The 16,287-nt window shown below is 67.2% G+C and carries 14 protein-coding genes and 2 pseudogenes; 13 read left to right on the top strand and 3 right to left on the bottom strand.

Annotated elements, in window-relative coordinates; all coding sequences use genetic code 11:
- Positions 1 to 155 precede the first annotated feature (155 nt).
- From ACLQ25_RS19970 to ACLQ25_RS19960, 3 genes are all read left to right on the top strand, one after another.
- Entirely contained in the window at positions 156 to 1,709 is a 1,554-nt protein-coding gene (locus ACLQ25_RS19970; protein ID WP_425732369.1) for a dolichyl-phosphate-mannose--protein mannosyltransferase, read from the top strand.
- Positions 1,710 to 2,081: 372 nt separating this feature from the next.
- Complete coding sequence (locus tag ACLQ25_RS19965) at positions 2,082 to 3,395, top strand: VWA domain-containing protein (RefSeq protein ID WP_425732326.1); 1,314 nt, start codon at positions 2,082 to 2,084, stop codon at positions 3,393 to 3,395.
- Complete coding sequence (locus ACLQ25_RS19960) at positions 3,395 to 4,177, top strand: peptidase (protein ID WP_425732325.1); 783 nt, start codon at positions 3,395 to 3,397, stop codon at positions 4,175 to 4,177. The genes ACLQ25_RS19965 and ACLQ25_RS19960 overlap by 1 nt, the downstream gene beginning before the upstream one ends.
- A gap of 52 nt (positions 4,178 to 4,229) precedes the next feature.
- Here the strand turns inward: ACLQ25_RS19960 and ACLQ25_RS19955 are convergent, their stop codons facing one another.
- Positions 4,230 to 4,499, bottom strand: a complete 270-nt coding sequence (locus tag ACLQ25_RS19955) for a hypothetical protein (protein ID WP_396801046.1) — start codon at positions 4,497 to 4,499, stop codon at positions 4,230 to 4,232.
- A gap of 183 nt (positions 4,500 to 4,682) precedes the next feature.
- Here ACLQ25_RS19955 and ACLQ25_RS19950 point away from each other — a divergent pair, with 183 nt between their 5' ends.
- Together ACLQ25_RS19950 and ACLQ25_RS19945 are read left to right on the top strand one after the other, a co-directional pair.
- Positions 4,683 to 5,348: a 4'-phosphopantetheinyl transferase family protein gene (locus tag ACLQ25_RS19950; RefSeq protein WP_425732324.1), complete on the top strand. Its 666-nt coding sequence runs from the start codon at positions 4,683 to 4,685 to the stop codon at positions 5,346 to 5,348.
- Positions 5,349 to 5,485: 137 nt separating this feature from the next.
- Positions 5,486 to 6,334 carry a DUF4352 domain-containing protein gene (locus ACLQ25_RS19945; protein WP_425732323.1) on the top strand — a complete coding sequence of 283 codons (849 nt, stop codon included), beginning with the start codon at positions 5,486 to 5,488 and terminating at the stop codon, positions 6,332 to 6,334.
- Between the two features lie 52 nt (positions 6,335 to 6,386).
- Here the strand turns inward: ACLQ25_RS19945 and ACLQ25_RS19940 are convergent, their stop codons facing one another.
- Positions 6,387 to 7,400: a hypothetical protein gene (locus ACLQ25_RS19940; RefSeq protein ID WP_425732322.1), complete on the bottom strand. Its 1,014-nt coding sequence runs from the start codon at positions 7,398 to 7,400 to the stop codon at positions 6,387 to 6,389.
- Positions 7,401 to 7,584: 184 nt separating this feature from the next.
- Here ACLQ25_RS19940 and ACLQ25_RS19935 point away from each other — a divergent pair, with 184 nt between their 5' ends.
- The 5 genes and pseudogenes from ACLQ25_RS19935 to ACLQ25_RS19915 form a co-directional block, all read left to right on the top strand.
- Positions 7,585 to 7,719: a hypothetical protein gene (locus ACLQ25_RS19935; protein WP_425732321.1), complete on the top strand. Its 135-nt coding sequence runs from the start codon at positions 7,585 to 7,587 to the stop codon at positions 7,717 to 7,719.
- A gap of 316 nt (positions 7,720 to 8,035) precedes the next feature.
- Positions 8,036 to 8,614 (top strand): hypothetical protein, encoded by a 579-nt coding sequence (locus ACLQ25_RS19930; RefSeq protein WP_425732320.1) that lies wholly within the window; start codon positions 8,036 to 8,038, stop codon positions 8,612 to 8,614.
- 145 nt (positions 8,615 to 8,759) lie between these two features.
- Positions 8,760 to 9,248, top strand: coding sequence for a lytic polysaccharide monooxygenase (locus tag ACLQ25_RS19925; protein ID WP_425732319.1), 489 nt, complete (start codon positions 8,760 to 8,762; stop codon positions 9,246 to 9,248).
- Between the two features lie 79 nt (positions 9,249 to 9,327).
- Positions 9,328 to 10,251 carry an IS256 family transposase gene (locus ACLQ25_RS19920; RefSeq protein WP_425732318.1) on the top strand — a complete coding sequence of 308 codons (924 nt, stop codon included), beginning with the start codon at positions 9,328 to 9,330 and terminating at the stop codon, positions 10,249 to 10,251.
- Between the two features lie 5 nt (positions 10,252 to 10,256).
- A pseudogene (locus ACLQ25_RS19915) lies at positions 10,257 to 10,415 on the top strand (hypothetical protein); the annotation flags it as partial.
- Between the two features lie 88 nt (positions 10,416 to 10,503).
- On the opposite strand, the pseudogene ACLQ25_RS19910 reads toward ACLQ25_RS19915, so the two are convergent.
- Positions 10,504 to 11,067, bottom strand: a pseudogene (locus tag ACLQ25_RS19910) (IS1380 family transposase); the annotation flags it as partial.
- A 926-nt stretch (positions 11,068 to 11,993) separates the two neighbouring features.
- Between ACLQ25_RS19910 and ACLQ25_RS19905 the strand changes: the two are divergent.
- The 3 genes from ACLQ25_RS19905 to gntF are packed head-to-tail and all read left to right on the top strand — an operon-like array spanning position 11,994 to position 15,796.
- Entirely contained in the window at positions 11,994 to 13,391 is a 1,398-nt protein-coding gene (locus tag ACLQ25_RS19905; RefSeq protein WP_425732317.1) for a flavin monoamine oxidase family protein, read from the top strand.
- Entirely contained in the window at positions 13,309 to 14,988 is a 1,680-nt protein-coding gene (locus ACLQ25_RS19900) for a pyridoxal phosphate-dependent decarboxylase family protein (RefSeq protein ID WP_425732368.1), read from the top strand. The genes ACLQ25_RS19905 and ACLQ25_RS19900 overlap by 83 nt, the downstream gene beginning before the upstream one ends.
- Complete coding sequence (gene gntF, locus ACLQ25_RS19895; RefSeq protein ID WP_425732316.1) at positions 14,978 to 15,796, top strand: guanitoxin biosynthesis pre-guanitoxin forming N-methyltransferase GntF; 819 nt, start codon at positions 14,978 to 14,980, stop codon at positions 15,794 to 15,796. Before ACLQ25_RS19900 ends, gntF begins: the two co-directional genes overlap by 11 nt.
- Positions 15,797 to 16,287 lie beyond the last annotated feature (491 nt).

Raw genomic sequence — 16,287 nt, 5'->3', positions numbered from 1 at the left:
GTGCGTCGACAGCGCAGAGCCCGAGCGTCGAGCCGGCAGGAACGGTCGAGGTTTCCGGCGAGCCCAGCCCCCATCAGGAAGCGGCGACGCCGCCTGCCGACAGCGGGGGTGTGTCCGCTGCGGTCCGTCGCCGGTTCGCCACCGTCGACAGCCGGATGGACCCGTACTCGTGGCTCGCCACCGCCGTGGTGGTGGCCATCGCGGCGATCCTGCGCTTCGTCGGCCTGTCCAGCCCCAAGGGCAAGATCTTCGACGAGACGTACTACGCCAAGGACGCGTACGGGCTGATCAGCCGGGGCGTCGAGTGGAACTACAAGGACAACGTCCCGTCGTACGTGGTGCACCCACCACTGGGCAAGTGGCTGATCGGCATCGGCGAGTGGGCCTTCGGCTACCAGGACGCGGATTCGAAGGTCTCCGTCGGCGGGCACCTGTTCACCACCGCGCCGGAGTTCGGCTGGCGGTTCTCGGCGGCCCTGATCGGCACGCTGTCGGTGCTGCTGCTGGTCCGCATCGGCCGGCGGATGTTCCGCTCGACGGTGCTCGGCTGCGCGGCCGGCCTGCTGCTCGCGTTGGACGGTTTCCACCTGGTGCTGTCCCGCGCCGCGCTGCTCGACATCTTCCTGCTGTTCTTCGTGCTGGCGGCCTTCGGCGCGCTGGTGCTCGACCGGGACGCCCGGCGTCGGCGCTGGGCACGCGCGCTGGACGACGGCCTCGACCCCAGCCTGCCCGGCCGTGCGGGCCGACCGTCGACCGGTTGGCGGACGTGGCCGTGGTGGCGGCTGACCGCCGGGGTGCTGATCGGCTGCGCCTGCGCGGTCAAGTGGAGCGCGCTCTACTTCGTGCCGGTGTTCGCCCTCTTCGTCGTCCTCTGGGAGGTCGGGCTCCGCCGGTCGGCCGGTGTCCGCAGGCCCTGGCGGGACACCCTGCTCGACGAGGTGCCCTGGCTGGTGCTGGCGGGGGTGCTGATGGTCGGCACCTACCTGGCGACCTGGTCGGGGTGGTTGCTGAGCGACGACGGCTACTACCGGCTGGCGTCGTCGACGGCGTACCCGACGGGGTCCCTCAGCGACACACCTGTGATCGGCGCGCTGGTCAACCTCTTCGAGTACCACCGCGCCGCGTACGGCTTCCACGCGCAACTCGACGACCCGCACAAGTACCAGTCGTGGCCGTGGCAGTGGCTGCTGCTCGGCCGCCCGGTCGCCTTCCACTGGTCGGGGGACGGCGCCTGCGGCGCACCGACCTGCGCCTCGGAGATCCTGCTGCTGGGCACTCCGCTGCTGTGGTGGTCGTTCCTGCCCGCTCTGGTGGCGCTCGTCTGGTTGGGCATCGCCCGTCGGGACTGGCGGGCCGGCGCGATCCTGCTCACCGTGGCCGCGGGTCTGCTGCCCTGGTTCTGGTTCGCCCTCGACGGCCGGACGATGTTCTCGTTCTACGCGGCCCCGGCGCTGCCTTTCCTGGTGCTCGCCGTGGTGTACGTGCTGGGCGCGTTGATCGCCCCGGCCGGCGGTGACGTGGGTGAGACGAAAGCCCTGGTGCCCGGTGACGCCGGCTACGAACGACGGTTGGTGGGCAGCATCGCGGCCGGGGCGTACGTGCTGCTGGTGGGGCTGTGCTTCGCCTACTTCTACCCGATCTTCGTGGGCAAACTGATCCCGTACTCGGACTGGCTGGCCCGGATGTGGCTCGACGGTCGCTGGATATAAGCACCGGCAGGCGACGCGCCGCACAGCGCGAAGGACATCGGGCCCGCACGCGTGATGCGTGCGGGCCCGATGCGCGCTTGCGAAGTTCGAGACAAAGAAGTTCCAGACAAAGACGCGCGCCCCGATCGCCTGCCACGGGGGAAGCGGGCGATTGGGGCGCGCATGAAGAGCTTAACCACCGCGCGCCACCGGCACAACGGGTCAACTTGGGTCGGATTTCCGACCGATTCTGGCCGGGCCGTGGACTATCCTCCGGCCGTTGACCGAGGGTGACCTGACGTGGGCCCAGCGCCCCCTGAGGGGGCTCCGGCTGTCCGGAACGACCAACCACCCCGACGGCCCTCCAAAGTGGATCTCACTACACTGCGGGCCGTGATCAACATCAGACGATCGGCGGCCGTCCTTCTCGGACTGTTGGCGACCACCGCGCTGACCGGGCCGGTCCCGGCGGCGGCCGACGAGGAGCAGGTGGCCGAGCCACCCCGGGTCGAGCTGGTGCTCGACGTCAGCGGCTCGATGCGGGCAGCGGACATCGACGGACGCAGCCGGATCTCGGTGGCCCAGCAGGCCTTCAACGACGTGGTGGACGCGCTGCCGGAGGAGACCCAGCTCGGCATCCGGGTGCTCGGCGCGACCTACAAGGGCAGGGACAAGAAGGTCGGCTGCCAGGACACCCAACAGATCGTGCCGGTCGGTCCGGTCGACCGGACCGCGGCCAAGGCAGCGGTGGCGACACTCCGGCCGACCGGATTCACCCCGGTCGGGCTGGCACTGCGCTCCGCCGCACAGGACCTGGGCACCGGGACCACCACCCGGCGGATCGTGCTGATCACCGACGGGGAGGACACCTGCGCCCCGCCGGACCCGTGCCAGGTGGCCCGGGAACTGGCCGCGCAGGGCACCAGCCTGGTCGTCGACACGCTCGGCCTCGCACCCGACGAGAAGGTACGCCGGCAGTTGCTGTGCATCGCCGGGGCGACCGGCGGCACGTACACCGCGGCGCAGAGCGCCGACGAGCTGACGGGCCGGATCAAACAGCTCGTCGAGCGGGCCGGCGACACCCACACCCGGGCGCCGACCGTGGTCGGCGGCACGGACGCCTGCGGGTCCGCGCCGCTGCTCGCCCCCGGGGTGTACGCCGACCGGGAGTCGTTCTCCGAGCACCGCTACTACCGGGTGCCCGTACGCCCCGGTCAGGAGCTGCGCGCGTCGGTGAGCATGGCGCTGGACCGGCCGGTGAACCGGGACTACGGCGTGCTGCTGCGGGCCACCGCGGCGGACGGACGGGAACTGGTCCGGGGCGCGGACGCCGGCAGCGGCCGTGCCGACGTGCTCTCCGCCGGTCTGCGCTGGTCGGCCACCGCCGACGACGAGGCCAGCACCGACGACGGGACCACCGCCGACGACAGGGACGCCACCGGGACGAGTCCGACTCCCGCCGTCGAGCCCACCACCGTCTGCCTGGTGGTCAGCAACTCGTTCGCCGCACGCCCGGGCACCGCGGCGACGCCCGGCATGCCGGTGGAGCTGACCATCGACGTGGTCGCCGCCGCCGGCGCTCCGGACGGCCCCGATCTCGGCCGTGGCTGGGTACTGCTCGCCCTGCTCACCGTGGCGGGTCTGCTCACCGGCCTGATCGCCGGCCTGCTCACCCGCTGGTGGGTCGCCACCTGGAGGGAGAACTGATGCGTACCGCACTGTTCCGGTCGCTGGCGGCGCTGCTCGCCGCCGGCGGGGTCGCGTTACTGCCCGCGGCGGCCGTGGCCGCCCCCACCCCGTCGCCGGGCGCCACTCCGGTGACCCGGGCCGGCACCTCGTTCCTCACCGCCACGCCGATCACCGCCGGTCAGCCGGTACGCGTGGACGCCTCGGTCGGAGACCACCTGTACTGGTCGTTCACGGCGACGGCCGGGCAGGTCCACGAGATCAACGCCACCGTCACCTTCCCGAAGGCACGCAGCGGCGCCTCCACGTGGACGATCGACGTGTTCGACGGGCTGCGCCGGCGGCAGGCGTGCACCGCCGGGGCGCAGACGCCGACGGTGGACGGCAAAGCGTCCAGCGTGGCGTTGGGCTGCACCCTGCGCGAGGTCCGTCCCTGGGCGGAACCGTGGTCGGCCGACCCGCTGCCCGGCACGTACGTGGTCCGGCTCTCGGTCACCGACCTGCCCGAGCCGGACCTGGGCGCACCCGTCGACGTGGACCTGCTGGTCGGCGTCGTCACCGACCGGGGCGCCTCAGCCGATGACGGCGAGCTGGCCGCACCGCTGGTGCCGAACACGAAGGCGGGCACGGTGCTCAACGCCGTACCGACGCCGGAGCCGGCGGCCGACGACGAGGACGGCTCGCTGACGGACTGGCTGCCGGATCTCGGCTCGCGCTGGATCTGGACCGGCATCGGCGGCGTGCTCGCCGCGGTGGCCGGGGTGGTCGGCTTCGCTCTGACCCGGCGGCCCCGGCGAGCCTGAGTCGGCCGTGTCCGTCGGTGGCCCCGCCCGGTCGGGCGGGGCCACCGGCGGTTCAGCTTCGTCGAGTCCCCCGCGGCAGCCAACCGATGAAGCGGCCCTGCAACGACATCACCGGCGCTGCCCGCAGGTCCTCGGCGGCGGCGGCGAGACAGGAGCCCAGGTAGACGCTGAGCATCGCGCGGTCACCCCCGTACTCCGCCAGCAGCCGGTCGCGCTTCGTCGCGCACGGCCACTCGTCGCCGCAGGAGCCGCAGTTCCAGCCCGGGGTCGTCGGTGCGTGGTCGTCGGCCCGACCCCCTGGCCGTTCGGCGCCATCGCTCATCGCAGCTCCTTCAGATGCTCACGGGACTCGGCAGCTCTTGATGGTGGTCCCCCCGGAGCCATCATGGAGAGCGCGACGCGTCCCTCCGGTGTTACATCTTTGCGGTACGTTCTCCGGTCGTGGGAGTCAGAAATTTGACGGTCCAGAGAACGCCTGCTCGCTACTCGGCGGTAGGGCCCCGCCGTGCGTGATCTCCTGCCGCCAACGGTCGCCGTGGCGGTCGCCGCGCCCGACGACTGGACCGGCGACCTCCTCGACGCGGAGCAGGCGTGTCTCGGCGACCAGGCGGTGCAGACCCGTCGACGGGACTTCACCGCCGGCCGGGTCTGTGCCCGCCGGGCCATGGCCGACCTCGGCCTGCCGGTGGTGGCCGTGCCCAGCGCCGCCAACCGGGCGCCGGTCTGGCCGGCGGGCGTGGTGGGCGCCATCACCCACACCGCCGGCTACTGCGCCGCCGCCGCGGCGCGCGCCACCGACGTGCGGTCCGTCGGCATGGACGCCGAGCAGCACCGCGAGATAGACGCGGGGGTACGCCGACTCGTGCTGCTGCCCGAGGAGGAGGAGCACTACGCGCGACTTCCCTTCGGCATCCGGTGGCCGATCGTGTTCTTCAGCGCCAAGGAGACCGTCTACAAGGTCTGGCACCCGGTCGTCGGGTCCTGGTTGGACTTCCACGACGCCCGACTGGAGATCGACCCGGACGCCGGCACGTTCACCGCTCGGATCGCGCCGGCGCGGGTGGACGCGGCGGAGGTCGCGGAGGTCGCGGACCCGCCGAGCACGATCCACGGCCGGTTCGTGGTCGCCGACGGCCTGGTCCGCACCGCTGCCGTCCTCGCACCGCGCTGACCGGCACCGTCCACGCTGGCCACCGCGGCGGGCTGCGGGGCCGTGGGACGCGGGCCGGCGTGCCGACCGGCCGCCCGGCGCCGCGAGGTAGCGTCGGCGCGTTCCCGAACCGCACGTACGAGGCGTCAAGGAGTACGGTGACCCACCCCCAGCCCCCCGTCGGACCGCAGGACCTTCAGCAGCCGAGTCCGGAGCCGCAGCTCCCGGCCACACCGCAGCAGTCCGCCGCAGACCCGACGGTTCCGCCGGTGACGCCCAGCCCCTGGTCGGCTGCGGGCACCGGGCCGGTACCGCCGCCGTACTCCGGCGCCGCGTACCCGCAGGGCGACGGGCCGGGCCACCCGCTCACGATGCCACCGCCCGTCCCGCCGACGACAACGTCGCAGCGGACCGTGGTCGCCGTCGCGGTGACGACGGCCGTGCTCGCCCTGCTGTTCTGCGCCGGCGGCATCGTGGCCGTCGTCATCGGCGCGAAGAACGCCGCCAACAACGTGACCGAGGCGCTGCCCACCCCCGACGTCACCAGCGACGCCGGGCAGCCGGCGGCCGGGGTCATGCCCTCGCCCGTACCATCAGTCGCCGCCGGCAGGGCCCGGAACATGTCCGTCGGCGACACTCTCGTCATCGACGACAACGGCGGCACCGTCGAGATCACCGTGACGAAGTTCCACACCGCCACGAAGCCCTGCAAGACGTACGGCCTGAAGCCCGACGAGGGCATGTTCGTGATCGCGGACGTGACGGTGACCGTGACCAAGGGCACCGGCTCGGCGAACCCGCTCTTCTTCCAGTGGGTCGCCGCCGACGGCACCGAGACCAACGCGGTGACGGGCGCCTTCTCCGGCTGCGGCAAGCCGATCCCGGCCGGCAACGACCTGGCCGCGGGCAGCAGACGTACCGGCAGCGTGGTGTTCGACGTGCACGACATGTCGGGGGTGCTGGAGTACCAGCACCAGTTCGCGACCACGGGTTCCTGGCGGCCCTGACGTGCTGGTGGGGCCGGCCCGATGATCGGACCGGCCCCACGCGTTTGACAGGTCAGCAGCCGGTCCACCGGACCGGGGTCACCCGGTCGGCGTTCCGGAAGCCGACGATGGCACCGGTGTCGGCGATGGACCGGGCGCCGATGTTGATCCGGGTACCGCCGCCCGGCAGGACCCGGGAGGTGGCGCCACGGGTGACCAGGGCACCGCCCACCACGACGCCCTTGGCGTTCACGTCGTCGAGCCCCGCCTCCGGGTCGAGGATCGTGTGCGATCCGTTGCGCAGGTCCCACCGGACCTTCGCCGGGTTGTTACCGCCGAGCCAAACCTGGCCGATCGCCCAACGGCCCCCGGCGGCGTTGACCACCGTCGACCCACCACCGGCAACCGCGAGCGGCTTGACCTTGCCGTTCGGGCGGCGGACCCATCCGGTCCAGTCGCCGAAGGGTCCCGCCTGACCAACGATGGTCCCGTTCCGCGTGATCCCGACCGGCTGGGCATTGACCGGCGCGTCGAGCACCTCGACCGTGCCCGGACGGGCGGCCGGCCAACGCAGCCCGACGTACTCGCCGGGCACGATGTCCGAGCCGTAACCGACGATGTCACCGGCGGCGTTGATGGCGCTGACGACGATGGCGGTGGACGGCAGCAGCGGCAACTGCTCGAACTTCCCGTCGCGGTACGTCCACGGCTGGCTGATGCCGCCGTCCGCCCAACCGTTGCCGATCACGATGCCGCTTTCGTTGACGTCGACCGGGTTGACCCCGTTGCGGCCGGGCATCTCGGTCTCGGTGAGCTGCTGCCCGTCCCAGAACAGCAGCACGTTCTGGTTGCCGGTGTCGAGGACCCGCAGGGCGGACCCGACGACGAAGCGACCCGACGGGTCGATGGCGTCCGCCTCGGCCCGGTAGGTGTCCGTCGGGTAGGGCAGCGTGCTGATCGTGCAGGCGCCGGCGGTGGTCCTCGCGGGTGCGGCGGTCGCCGTCGAGGACAGGGCGACCCCGAGGGAGGCGGTCAACAGTCCAGCGGCGGTGCCGGCGAGCAACCTGCGTCGAGCGGTGTACGTCATCTTCTTCTCCCCGTGTGGAGCCCGGCGTTTCCGGGCATCGACCTATGCCAGATGCACCCCTGAAGCCGCCCCGGGGTTGCGGCCTGTCCGATGAGCGACGTGATCGGTCCTGCCGGCTCGCGGTCTGCTATGGACGGGTGGAGGGCCCTTGCCCCGGATCCGCGGGGGCCTCAGGATCGGACGCGTGATCATCGACCCACGTTCGGGCCGCGCGCTGGACTACCACCTGGTCCTGCCCGCACGCGAGACCCTGATGAACCTCACGAACCTGCTGCGACAGCAGGGGCTGATCACCGTGACGACCGAACGGTTCGCCTAACCGCCGCGCCGATTTTGCAATGACGTACGTCGATGTTGCCAGAGTGGTGCCAGACGTGTTGGAATGGCTCGTATCGCCACAGCGCGGGGGCAACCGCGCTGGAATTGGCCAGCGCGGGAGCAGCGCAGTGCCGGCAGCGCGCCGATTGGGCAGACGCTCGCCTGTCGCACAACCGGGTCATTTCCGTGACGACGGACCGCTCGCTGTTCCCGTCGTACGCGCCCCCGACAGATGCCCCCGATGGCCGACGTGCCCGCCGGGGCGTCCGGTCCGGTCCGCGAGGACGCCGAGACCGGCGACGAGGTGAGAGGCAATGATGAGTTCCCCAGAGAATGCCGCCAGGTGGTATCGCAACCGCCTGGTGTGGGTGGCGGTGATCCTGCTGGCGGTGTCGGCCGGCGCGGTCGTACTGGTCAGGCAGGCGGACCAGGACGCGAAGCCGGCGGACCTGCAGGCCCAGATCACCGCCCGGATGCGGACGACGCTCGAACAGGCCGACCCGGGGCAGCACAACCATGCCGGCCACGGCGCCCAGCAGGCGGCCACCGAGGGTAAGCCGCCGGTGATCTGCGGGGTCCGCGTCTACGGGTACGAGCCGACCGACGCCGCCGCGCTGACCGACGTGCGGACGGTCTACGGCTTCCACCTGTGCGGCGTCGCCGAGAAGAAGCGCCCCTGGGACGTGGCGGTCAAGCTGGCCGGTCCCGTGATCATGGACATGTCGACCAATCCTCCGGGCATCCAGGTGGTCGAGGCGACCGCCGATGTCATGTTCGTCGACCGACTTCGGCAGATGTTCCCGGACAAGTACGAGGAATTGGCGCTCAAGGAGGCGTTGACCCAGTCGGAGATGGCCGACCAGCGTCGCCGGTACGACGCCGCAGCCGGCCTCTGACCAGGTTCCTCCGATCGGCGGCGTCCACCCTGACCACCTCATATCCCATTTTATATAGATTAGCATTGATATTTAGACACATGGATGTAACAGTGGGTTTGGGAGCGTTCCCATCCCGATCACCCCCGAGAACGGAGGATGAACCGTGCGTTCAACCAATTCCGATCAATCCGGCGGACGACCCCGGTCAACCGTCCGTCGGTCCCTCCAGGCGCTGATCCTGCTGTTCGCCATGGTGGCGGGCGCACTGCCCTCGGTCGGCGCGGCCCAGGCACACGGCACCGTCATCAACCCGGCGACTCGCGCCTACCAGTGCTGGAAGACCTGGGGCAACCAGCACACGAACCCGGCCATGCAGCAGCAGGACCCGATGTGCTACCGGGCGTTCCAGGCCAATCCCGACACCATGTGGAACTGGATGAGCCAGCTGCGCGACGGTCTCGGCGGCCAGTTCCAGGCCCGCACCCCGGACGGGCAACTGTGCAGCAATGCCCTCTCCCGGAACGACTCGCTCAACCACCCGAGAACCGCCCTTGCCCTGCTGGTGGGGCTGAGGGGACTTCGAACCCCTACACCAGTTGCGTCCACGGGAGTGGTGTACGACTTGCGCGTGATGGGCATGTTGCGTAGATGAGAGAGGGTCATCGCGTCGATCCCTCAAAACGACCAAGTCAGAGAAGGAAGAGAGGACGCGATGGCCGCTTCAGAGAGCGGTGGACCCTGTTGACCTGCTGCGCGAGCAGATCGCAGGCGCGTCGCCGGACGTGTTGCAAACGTTCGCGGAGGCGGTGATATCCGCCGAGGCGGATGCCATCTGCGGTGCGGGCTACGGGCAGCGCAGCGACGAGCGGGTCAACCCCCGCAACGGTTACCGGCCTCGGGAGTGGGACACCCGCGCCGGGACGATCGACCTGGCGATCCCGAAACTCAGCCACGGCAGCTACTTTTCGGACTGGCTGCTCACCCACCGGCGGCGGGCCGAGCAGGCCCTGTTCTCGGTGGTGGCCACGTCCTATCTGCTCGGGGTATCGACGCGGCGGGTGGAGAGGCTGGTCGAGACCCTCGGCATCCGGCAGCCGTCTAAGTCCCAGGTATCGGAGATGGCCGCCCACCTCGACACCCAGGTCGATGGCCTTCCGCAACCGGCCCCTGGACGCCGCCCACTACACGTTCGTGTGATGGACGCGTCGACGATGAAGGTCCGCGAGGCCGGACGGACCGTCAACGTCCACGCCCTGATCGTGGTCGGGGTCAACGCCGACGGCCAGCGTGAAGTCCGCGGCGTCGACGTCGCCTCGGACGGGGGCGGCGCTGGATGGCTGGTGTTCCTGCGGTCGCTGACCGCCCGCGGACTGTCCGGCGTCCAGCTCGTCATCTCCGACGCCCACAGCGGCCTCGTCGCCGCCCTGCCCGGCACCACCTGGCAACGATGCCGCACTCACTACCTGCCCAGCCTGCTCACGAAAGTGCCGAAGTCGGCGCAGCCGTGGATCGCCACCCTGGTCCGCACGATCTTCGACCGGCCCGACGCCGACGCCGACGCCGACGCCGCTCTGTTCCGGCGGGTCGTCGCAACGATCGAGGCGAAGTTCCGACCGCGGCTGAGCACCTCGACACCGCCCACGACGACCTCCTAGCCTTCACCGGCTTCCCGCGCGAGATCTGGCGTCAGATCTGGTCGAACAACCCGCACGAACGCCTGAACAATGGGAGATCCGCCGCACCGACGTCTTCGGGCTCTTCCCGAACCGGCGGCGATCATCCGCCTCGTCGGCGCGGTCCTGCCCGAGCAGACCGATGAATGGACCGAGGAACGCCGCTACACGGGCCTGGAACTCCTGGCCAAAGCCCGCCTGGTCACCGTCGACACCAACCAAAACGACACCGACCGTGCCCTCGCCACAGCGGATGCGGTCCTCGACGTGGACGTGAGCGCGGTGGCGGACCTCAAGGTGTTGAATGCTGCCGTCGCCCGGTGGGCTGTCGGTGGGGACGACCTGGTGCCGCCACCCCCGACGATGTCAAACATGGTCAGTTGAGCGCCGGGGGTGCGAGCGTTCGCTGCGGACCAGGAAGCCGTTCTCCTCGGGCCAGCAGGCGGCGTCGCACAGGGCAGTGATTTCGCGGACCTCGGCGTTTTGGCGTCGGTCACCCCGGGGGTCGACGGCGGGGAGCCAGCCGGTGGCGGGCCTGGATCGCGGTCCGGACCGGTTCGGTGATCGAAGCGCCGACGCAGAACCGGATGTCCAGGTGCTGCTGCTGGCGCAGAGTCCGAATGTGGGCGACGAAGCCGTGGCTACTGCCGGCCGAACCGGCACGCAGAAGGATCGGGAAGCCCTGCCGAACGACGTCGGGGATCAGCGCGAGGCCCGGTCCAGGACGGTGATGTGGTTGGCGGTAGTGCTCGACCCGGCTCGGCCTTCGTGCAGCAGGCCGGCCAGGGCTTCGCCGGTCCACTGGGTGCCGTCGGCCAGATCAGCGAGCAGCCAGGCACCGACGTGCTCCACTACGCCCCGCCCGCCGCCGATCACAACGATCTTCGGACCCGTTGCGGCAACCTTCACCCAGCAAGTGCCTTCCAGGACAGGAGCTTGGGACTCTCCACAGCCCTATACCCCGAGATCAGAAGGCACTTCTTAGCTGTCAGCCCGGTCCGAGGACAGCCCTTACTGAAGGGGCAAGGTCAATGGCCCCGTCGATGAGCGGGCAGCGCTCACAAAACTCGCCCTTGACCCAATGATCCAAACGCCGGACTATACCTACCAACAACCGCTCGCCGACCTCGATCAGCCGCAGACGTAGCTGCTCGGCCCGGTCTGGAGTGCCACTTTGCACTGACGTCGGAACCACGATGTACATCAGAAGACACGACGCGAACCGACATGGCCCGACAGACGCCAGACAAGAGGGCGTCGGGCGACGAAAACCCGTTGAGTAACTGAACGAGGCCGATCCCGTGACATCACCCAAGAAGTCCGCAGCGGACCCACGGGTCCGCACGCAGGCTGGAACATCTCCGCCCACATGACACCGACGTCGTCAAATTCAAGGTCACCGACCGCGCCCTTAAACTGCATTTAGTGAATTCGATGCTGCCACTGGCTGAAGGAGCACGGATGACAGTCCAAGGCCCCGTTGGTAGCCGCCCGCCAATGAGCACGGTGCCACAAACCGTTCTCCACAGTGGCACGAATCCGTGTAGACCCACTCGCATCTACACGGGTGACCACCCGTTTCGAGTTCCGTAACGGACAGACCAGATGCCGCGGATGCGCGCATCAGGGCACCCGACCGGCCGGGCGCAATTCGCGCCAAGCGGGGATGACGGCAGGTCGTATCGATCATTTGGCTCGATCCAGGACTATTGGAAGGGAGAGTAATGTCCTCTTCTGCAACTGACGTCATCGTGATTGGTGGCGGGTTCGCCGGTTTGACCGCTGCGCGTGAGCTGCAAAACTCTGGGCTTCAGACATTGGTCTTGGAGGCGCGCGACCGACTGGGCGGCCGAACGTGGACGAAGGAGTTCTCAGGCAAGCAGGTTGAACTGGGCGGCGCGTGGGTCCACTGGCACCAGCCTCATGTGTGGACCGAGATCACCCGGTACGGACTGACCTTGGCGGAGAGCGGAGTCGCCGCCGACGAGGGCCCACGTTCGCGCGTGTTTGCCGGCATCGACCTAACGGATCAGCGACACGCCTCGGACATCGTTCCACAGGTGGGCTGGGTGGTTGGCGACGAGTTCAGAACCGGTGCCGTCGACGACGCCGTCGATCGCATCAATGATGGCGTGCGGAGGGTCTGCGCTGACGCTTACGGTCTACTCGCCCGACCGCACGACCCGCTCCGAATAGATGTGTCGGGAGTCGAGTCGATGACAGTTCGTGATCGGCTCGACAGCCTTGACCTCGACCCTGATACCGCGGTTCTGACCGAAGCGGCGCTCGCCACCTGTTGCAGCGCGCACCTTGAGGAGGTCGGACTACTTGCTGTACTTCGGTGGTACGCCTTGTCCGGTGGCACGCCCGAACTCCTCTGGGATTGCGTCGATAGGTACAAGATCAAATCTGGGACGAAAAGCCTCATCGATGCGCTCGCTCTTGACGCGCAAATGACTGGAGCGGACATTCGCCTCGGCAAGGCGGTATCGTCGGTATCGCAGGCAGGCAAATCGATCGAGGTATCGACGCTTGATGGCGAGTCCTTTGTGGCGGGCAACGTAATATGCGCCATCCCGTTGAACACCATGTCGGGTATCAAGTTTCTTCCTGAACTCTCCTCATTGAAGTCCGCCGCGATACAGGCGGGACAGCCATCACACGGCGTGAAGGCCTGGGTTAAGATCAAAGGGCGCCATGAGTACTTCGGCGCTGGAGCCACTTCACTGCCGTTCACGTGGCTGCAGTCGGAGTATCTGCTCGGGGAAGATACGATCTTCTTTGCATTCGGATCAGATTCCGACTCCGTAGACCTGGCGAGTGCAGAAAGTGTTTCTGACGGCGTTCGTCGCCTTATGCCGGATGCCGAGGTCATCGACCATCGGGCCCACGATTGGGTCAGGGACTCCAGAAGTATGGGTACCTGGTCGATGCCCGGTCCGGAGCTGATGTCTAGGTACCTGCATGGACTACAGCAGCCAGACGGTGGCCTTTTCCTCGCCGGATCGGACGTTGCCAACGGTTGGAACGGCTTCATCGATGGAGCAATTGAGAGCGGCCTTTCGGTCGCTCGCCGAATATTGGCCCGCCAAGCGGCCCCGCATTCCGGAGGCGATCGCTAGCATGACTCAACGCGCAATAAGCGAATCCGCAGATGACGCCGCTGACGGCGCGACTGACGTTGGCGGCTCCCGGGATCAGCGGAAAAGCCATTTCACCGACAGCAAGGAAGCTAACGATTTCGACAAATTCTTCTTGAACGGGTCGACTTTGGATGGGCACCTTACCGCGGCGGCGACCGTACTGAGAGTGGTGACGCAGCACGCACCGAAGGATCCCTACAGTGGCTTGTCACCGGAGCAACTCGCTGCCGTCTTCGCTACCATCGATGCGTTCCCTTCCGCCGGCACCGACGCTGAGCGGATCACAGAGGATCTCGAAATTCTGATCCGTAACTCAGTATCACTCTCGCATCCCAGAACTATTGGACACCTCCTCGCTCCACCGGCAATTCCTGCACTACTTGCAGAAATTCTTATCAGCGCATTAAATCAATCTCTGGACGTATTCGAAACATCGCCAGCCGCGACCATTATCGAACAGGCGCTCATCGACCAGATTTGTCGAGAGTTTGGCCTACCTGAATCCGCCGACGGCACTTTCACGCCTGGTGGCACTCATTCCAACTACGCCGCACTGCTTCTCGCACGCGACCACTGGCTCGACCTGAACCTTGACTGGCCGGCCAAGCGCCTCGGACTGCCGCCAGATGCTCACAGATTTCGGATCGTGTGCTCAGAGGCCGCCCATTTTTCGATCGAAAAAGCGGCGGCCCAACTGGGCTTGGGCACCAACGCTGTCGTCCGAGTGGATGTCGATGACGATCATCGTATCGTGACGGCTGCACTCAGAAAGACACTCAATAGATTAAGGCGCGAAGGGGATATCCCGATTGCACTGGTAGCGACGGCTGGAACGACAGACTTCGGAGCGATCGATGATTTGATGGAATGCGCTCAAATTGCCGCGCAAGAGGGAATCTGGCTACACGTAGACGCCGCTTACGGTGGCGGTCTGGCATTTTCGGAGAGGTTTCGCAGCCGGCTCGAAGGCGTCGATCTCGCCGATTCTGTCAGTATCGACTTTCATAAGATGCTCTGGCAACCGGCAAGTTGCGGCCTCTTGCTACTGGCGGATTCATCGCGATTCGGCTTGACGACACATCGCGCGGATTATCTCAATCCCCTGGAGAACAAAGCCACCGGCATCCCGGATCTTGTTGACAAATCCCTGCTGACCACCAGGAGATTCGATGCCCTGAAGGTCTGGCTGACATTGAGAACCTTAGGTAGGCAACGCATCGATGAGATGATCGGGCGCGTTCTTCATCTCGCGCAGCGGGGCCGAGTCATGATCGATGCTAATAACCGACTGGAGCTGCTCCACAAGCCTGAGCTGGGGTGCCTTGTCTTCAGGTACAGGACAGCCGCTGAGCAGCTCAGCGACGACGTGAACCGGCAGATACACCAGCGACTGATGCGCGATGGTCGGGCGATGATCGCGACCACACGCATCCGGGGAAGGGTTTGTATGAAACTAACTCTACTCAACCCGCTCTTACGGGAAGAAGATCTGTGGTCAGTGATCGACGAAATTAACGAAATGGGAGCCAGAGTCGAAGCCTCCCTCACTGTTGCGAGCGACACCGATGGGATCTGAGATGATACATCACCCCGAACACGGAACAACCGGCACGGATTACGGGAAGCTTGTTGATGCAGGATTCTCCGACCGCTACCTGAGCACGTTCTACACCGAGATCGTGCAGGACGAAGTCCAGCTCGCAGAGTTCTTGGCGCGAGAGTACCTCAAAGTTCAGGGAATGCCAGCTATGCTGGAGCTCGGATGCGGCCCATGTGTATCGAGAGCGTTGCAAGCCGTGCCGCACGTGTCGGAAATAGTTCTTTCTGACTTTTTGCCCGACAACCGAGAAGCGGTTCTGCGTTGGCAAAATAAGCACCCCGCTGCGCATAACTGGAGCGATTTCACTCGTCTCGCACTGGAAGTGGAGGGGCGGGACGCCAGCAACGAGAGCGTGACGGCGCGAGAGGAAGCACTTCGCGAGAAGATTGTCTCGGTGCAACATCTCGACCTCTTGGACGCGTCGCCACCGCCAAACGATCGGAAGTACGGTGTGGTCACCGCATTCTTCTGCCTCGACTCGGCTTCGGACAGCATGGAGACGTGGGAGAAGGTGATGGCACGGGCCGTCAGCTTACTCTCCCCACGTGGAAACTTCTTCGCGTCGTTCTTGTACGACACGGACCACTACACGATCAACGGCACCCTCGATGGAGGCGAAGACCTGTATCAGGTTCGGCTGACTGATGTAGACGTGCGCAGAGCGCTGGAAGCAATGGGCTTTGACCGCGCTGACACGGTCGTCGAAGTGGCAGGCAACACCGACATGAAAGCGCACGGCTACGACGCGATAATCATGGTCTCCGCCGCGCGGGACGGAATCTAATTTGCGCGCTGGCTGGAGGTGCCGCAGGCTTCGATTCTCACAGTCGGCAGGCAGAGCTTTACGCAGTCAGTTGAGGGGTTCCTGAGGTGGGGTTTTGGGTGGTCCTGCTCCGGAGGTGAGTCCATGTAGGACGCTCGCGGCCTATTGGTGGTTTTGGTGTTGCGGGAGACAATCGTGACCGAGGCAGGACCGCGCCCGTTGATGTCAACAGAACTGACCGATATCGTGCTGCCGCGGCGCGCGCCCGGCCCTTGCCGTGCCTGACCACCATCTCCAATGCAGCCAAACAGGGGTTGTTCGCCGCGCTGGCGGAGGTCGAGGATCCGCGGGATCCTCAAGGCCGCCGGTTTCCCCCGTTACCTTTTTGATCGTCCCCAGTCGGGGACCCTCGGTCGCCCGGCCCGGTATGACTTGCTGCCCCTGTCGTTCGGATGATCCGGGGGGTGTTGTCGCCGGGTCGGGTGGCGTCGGCGGACCGCTGATAGGGACAC

The sequence above is a fragment of the Micromonospora sp. DT44 genome (genome assembly GCF_049841635.1).
Taxonomy (GTDB): Bacteria; Actinomycetota; Actinomycetes; order Mycobacteriales; family Micromonosporaceae; genus Micromonospora.
Note: the sequence above shows the minus strand (reverse complement) of the source record. Positions and strands in the feature narration are given on the sequence as shown.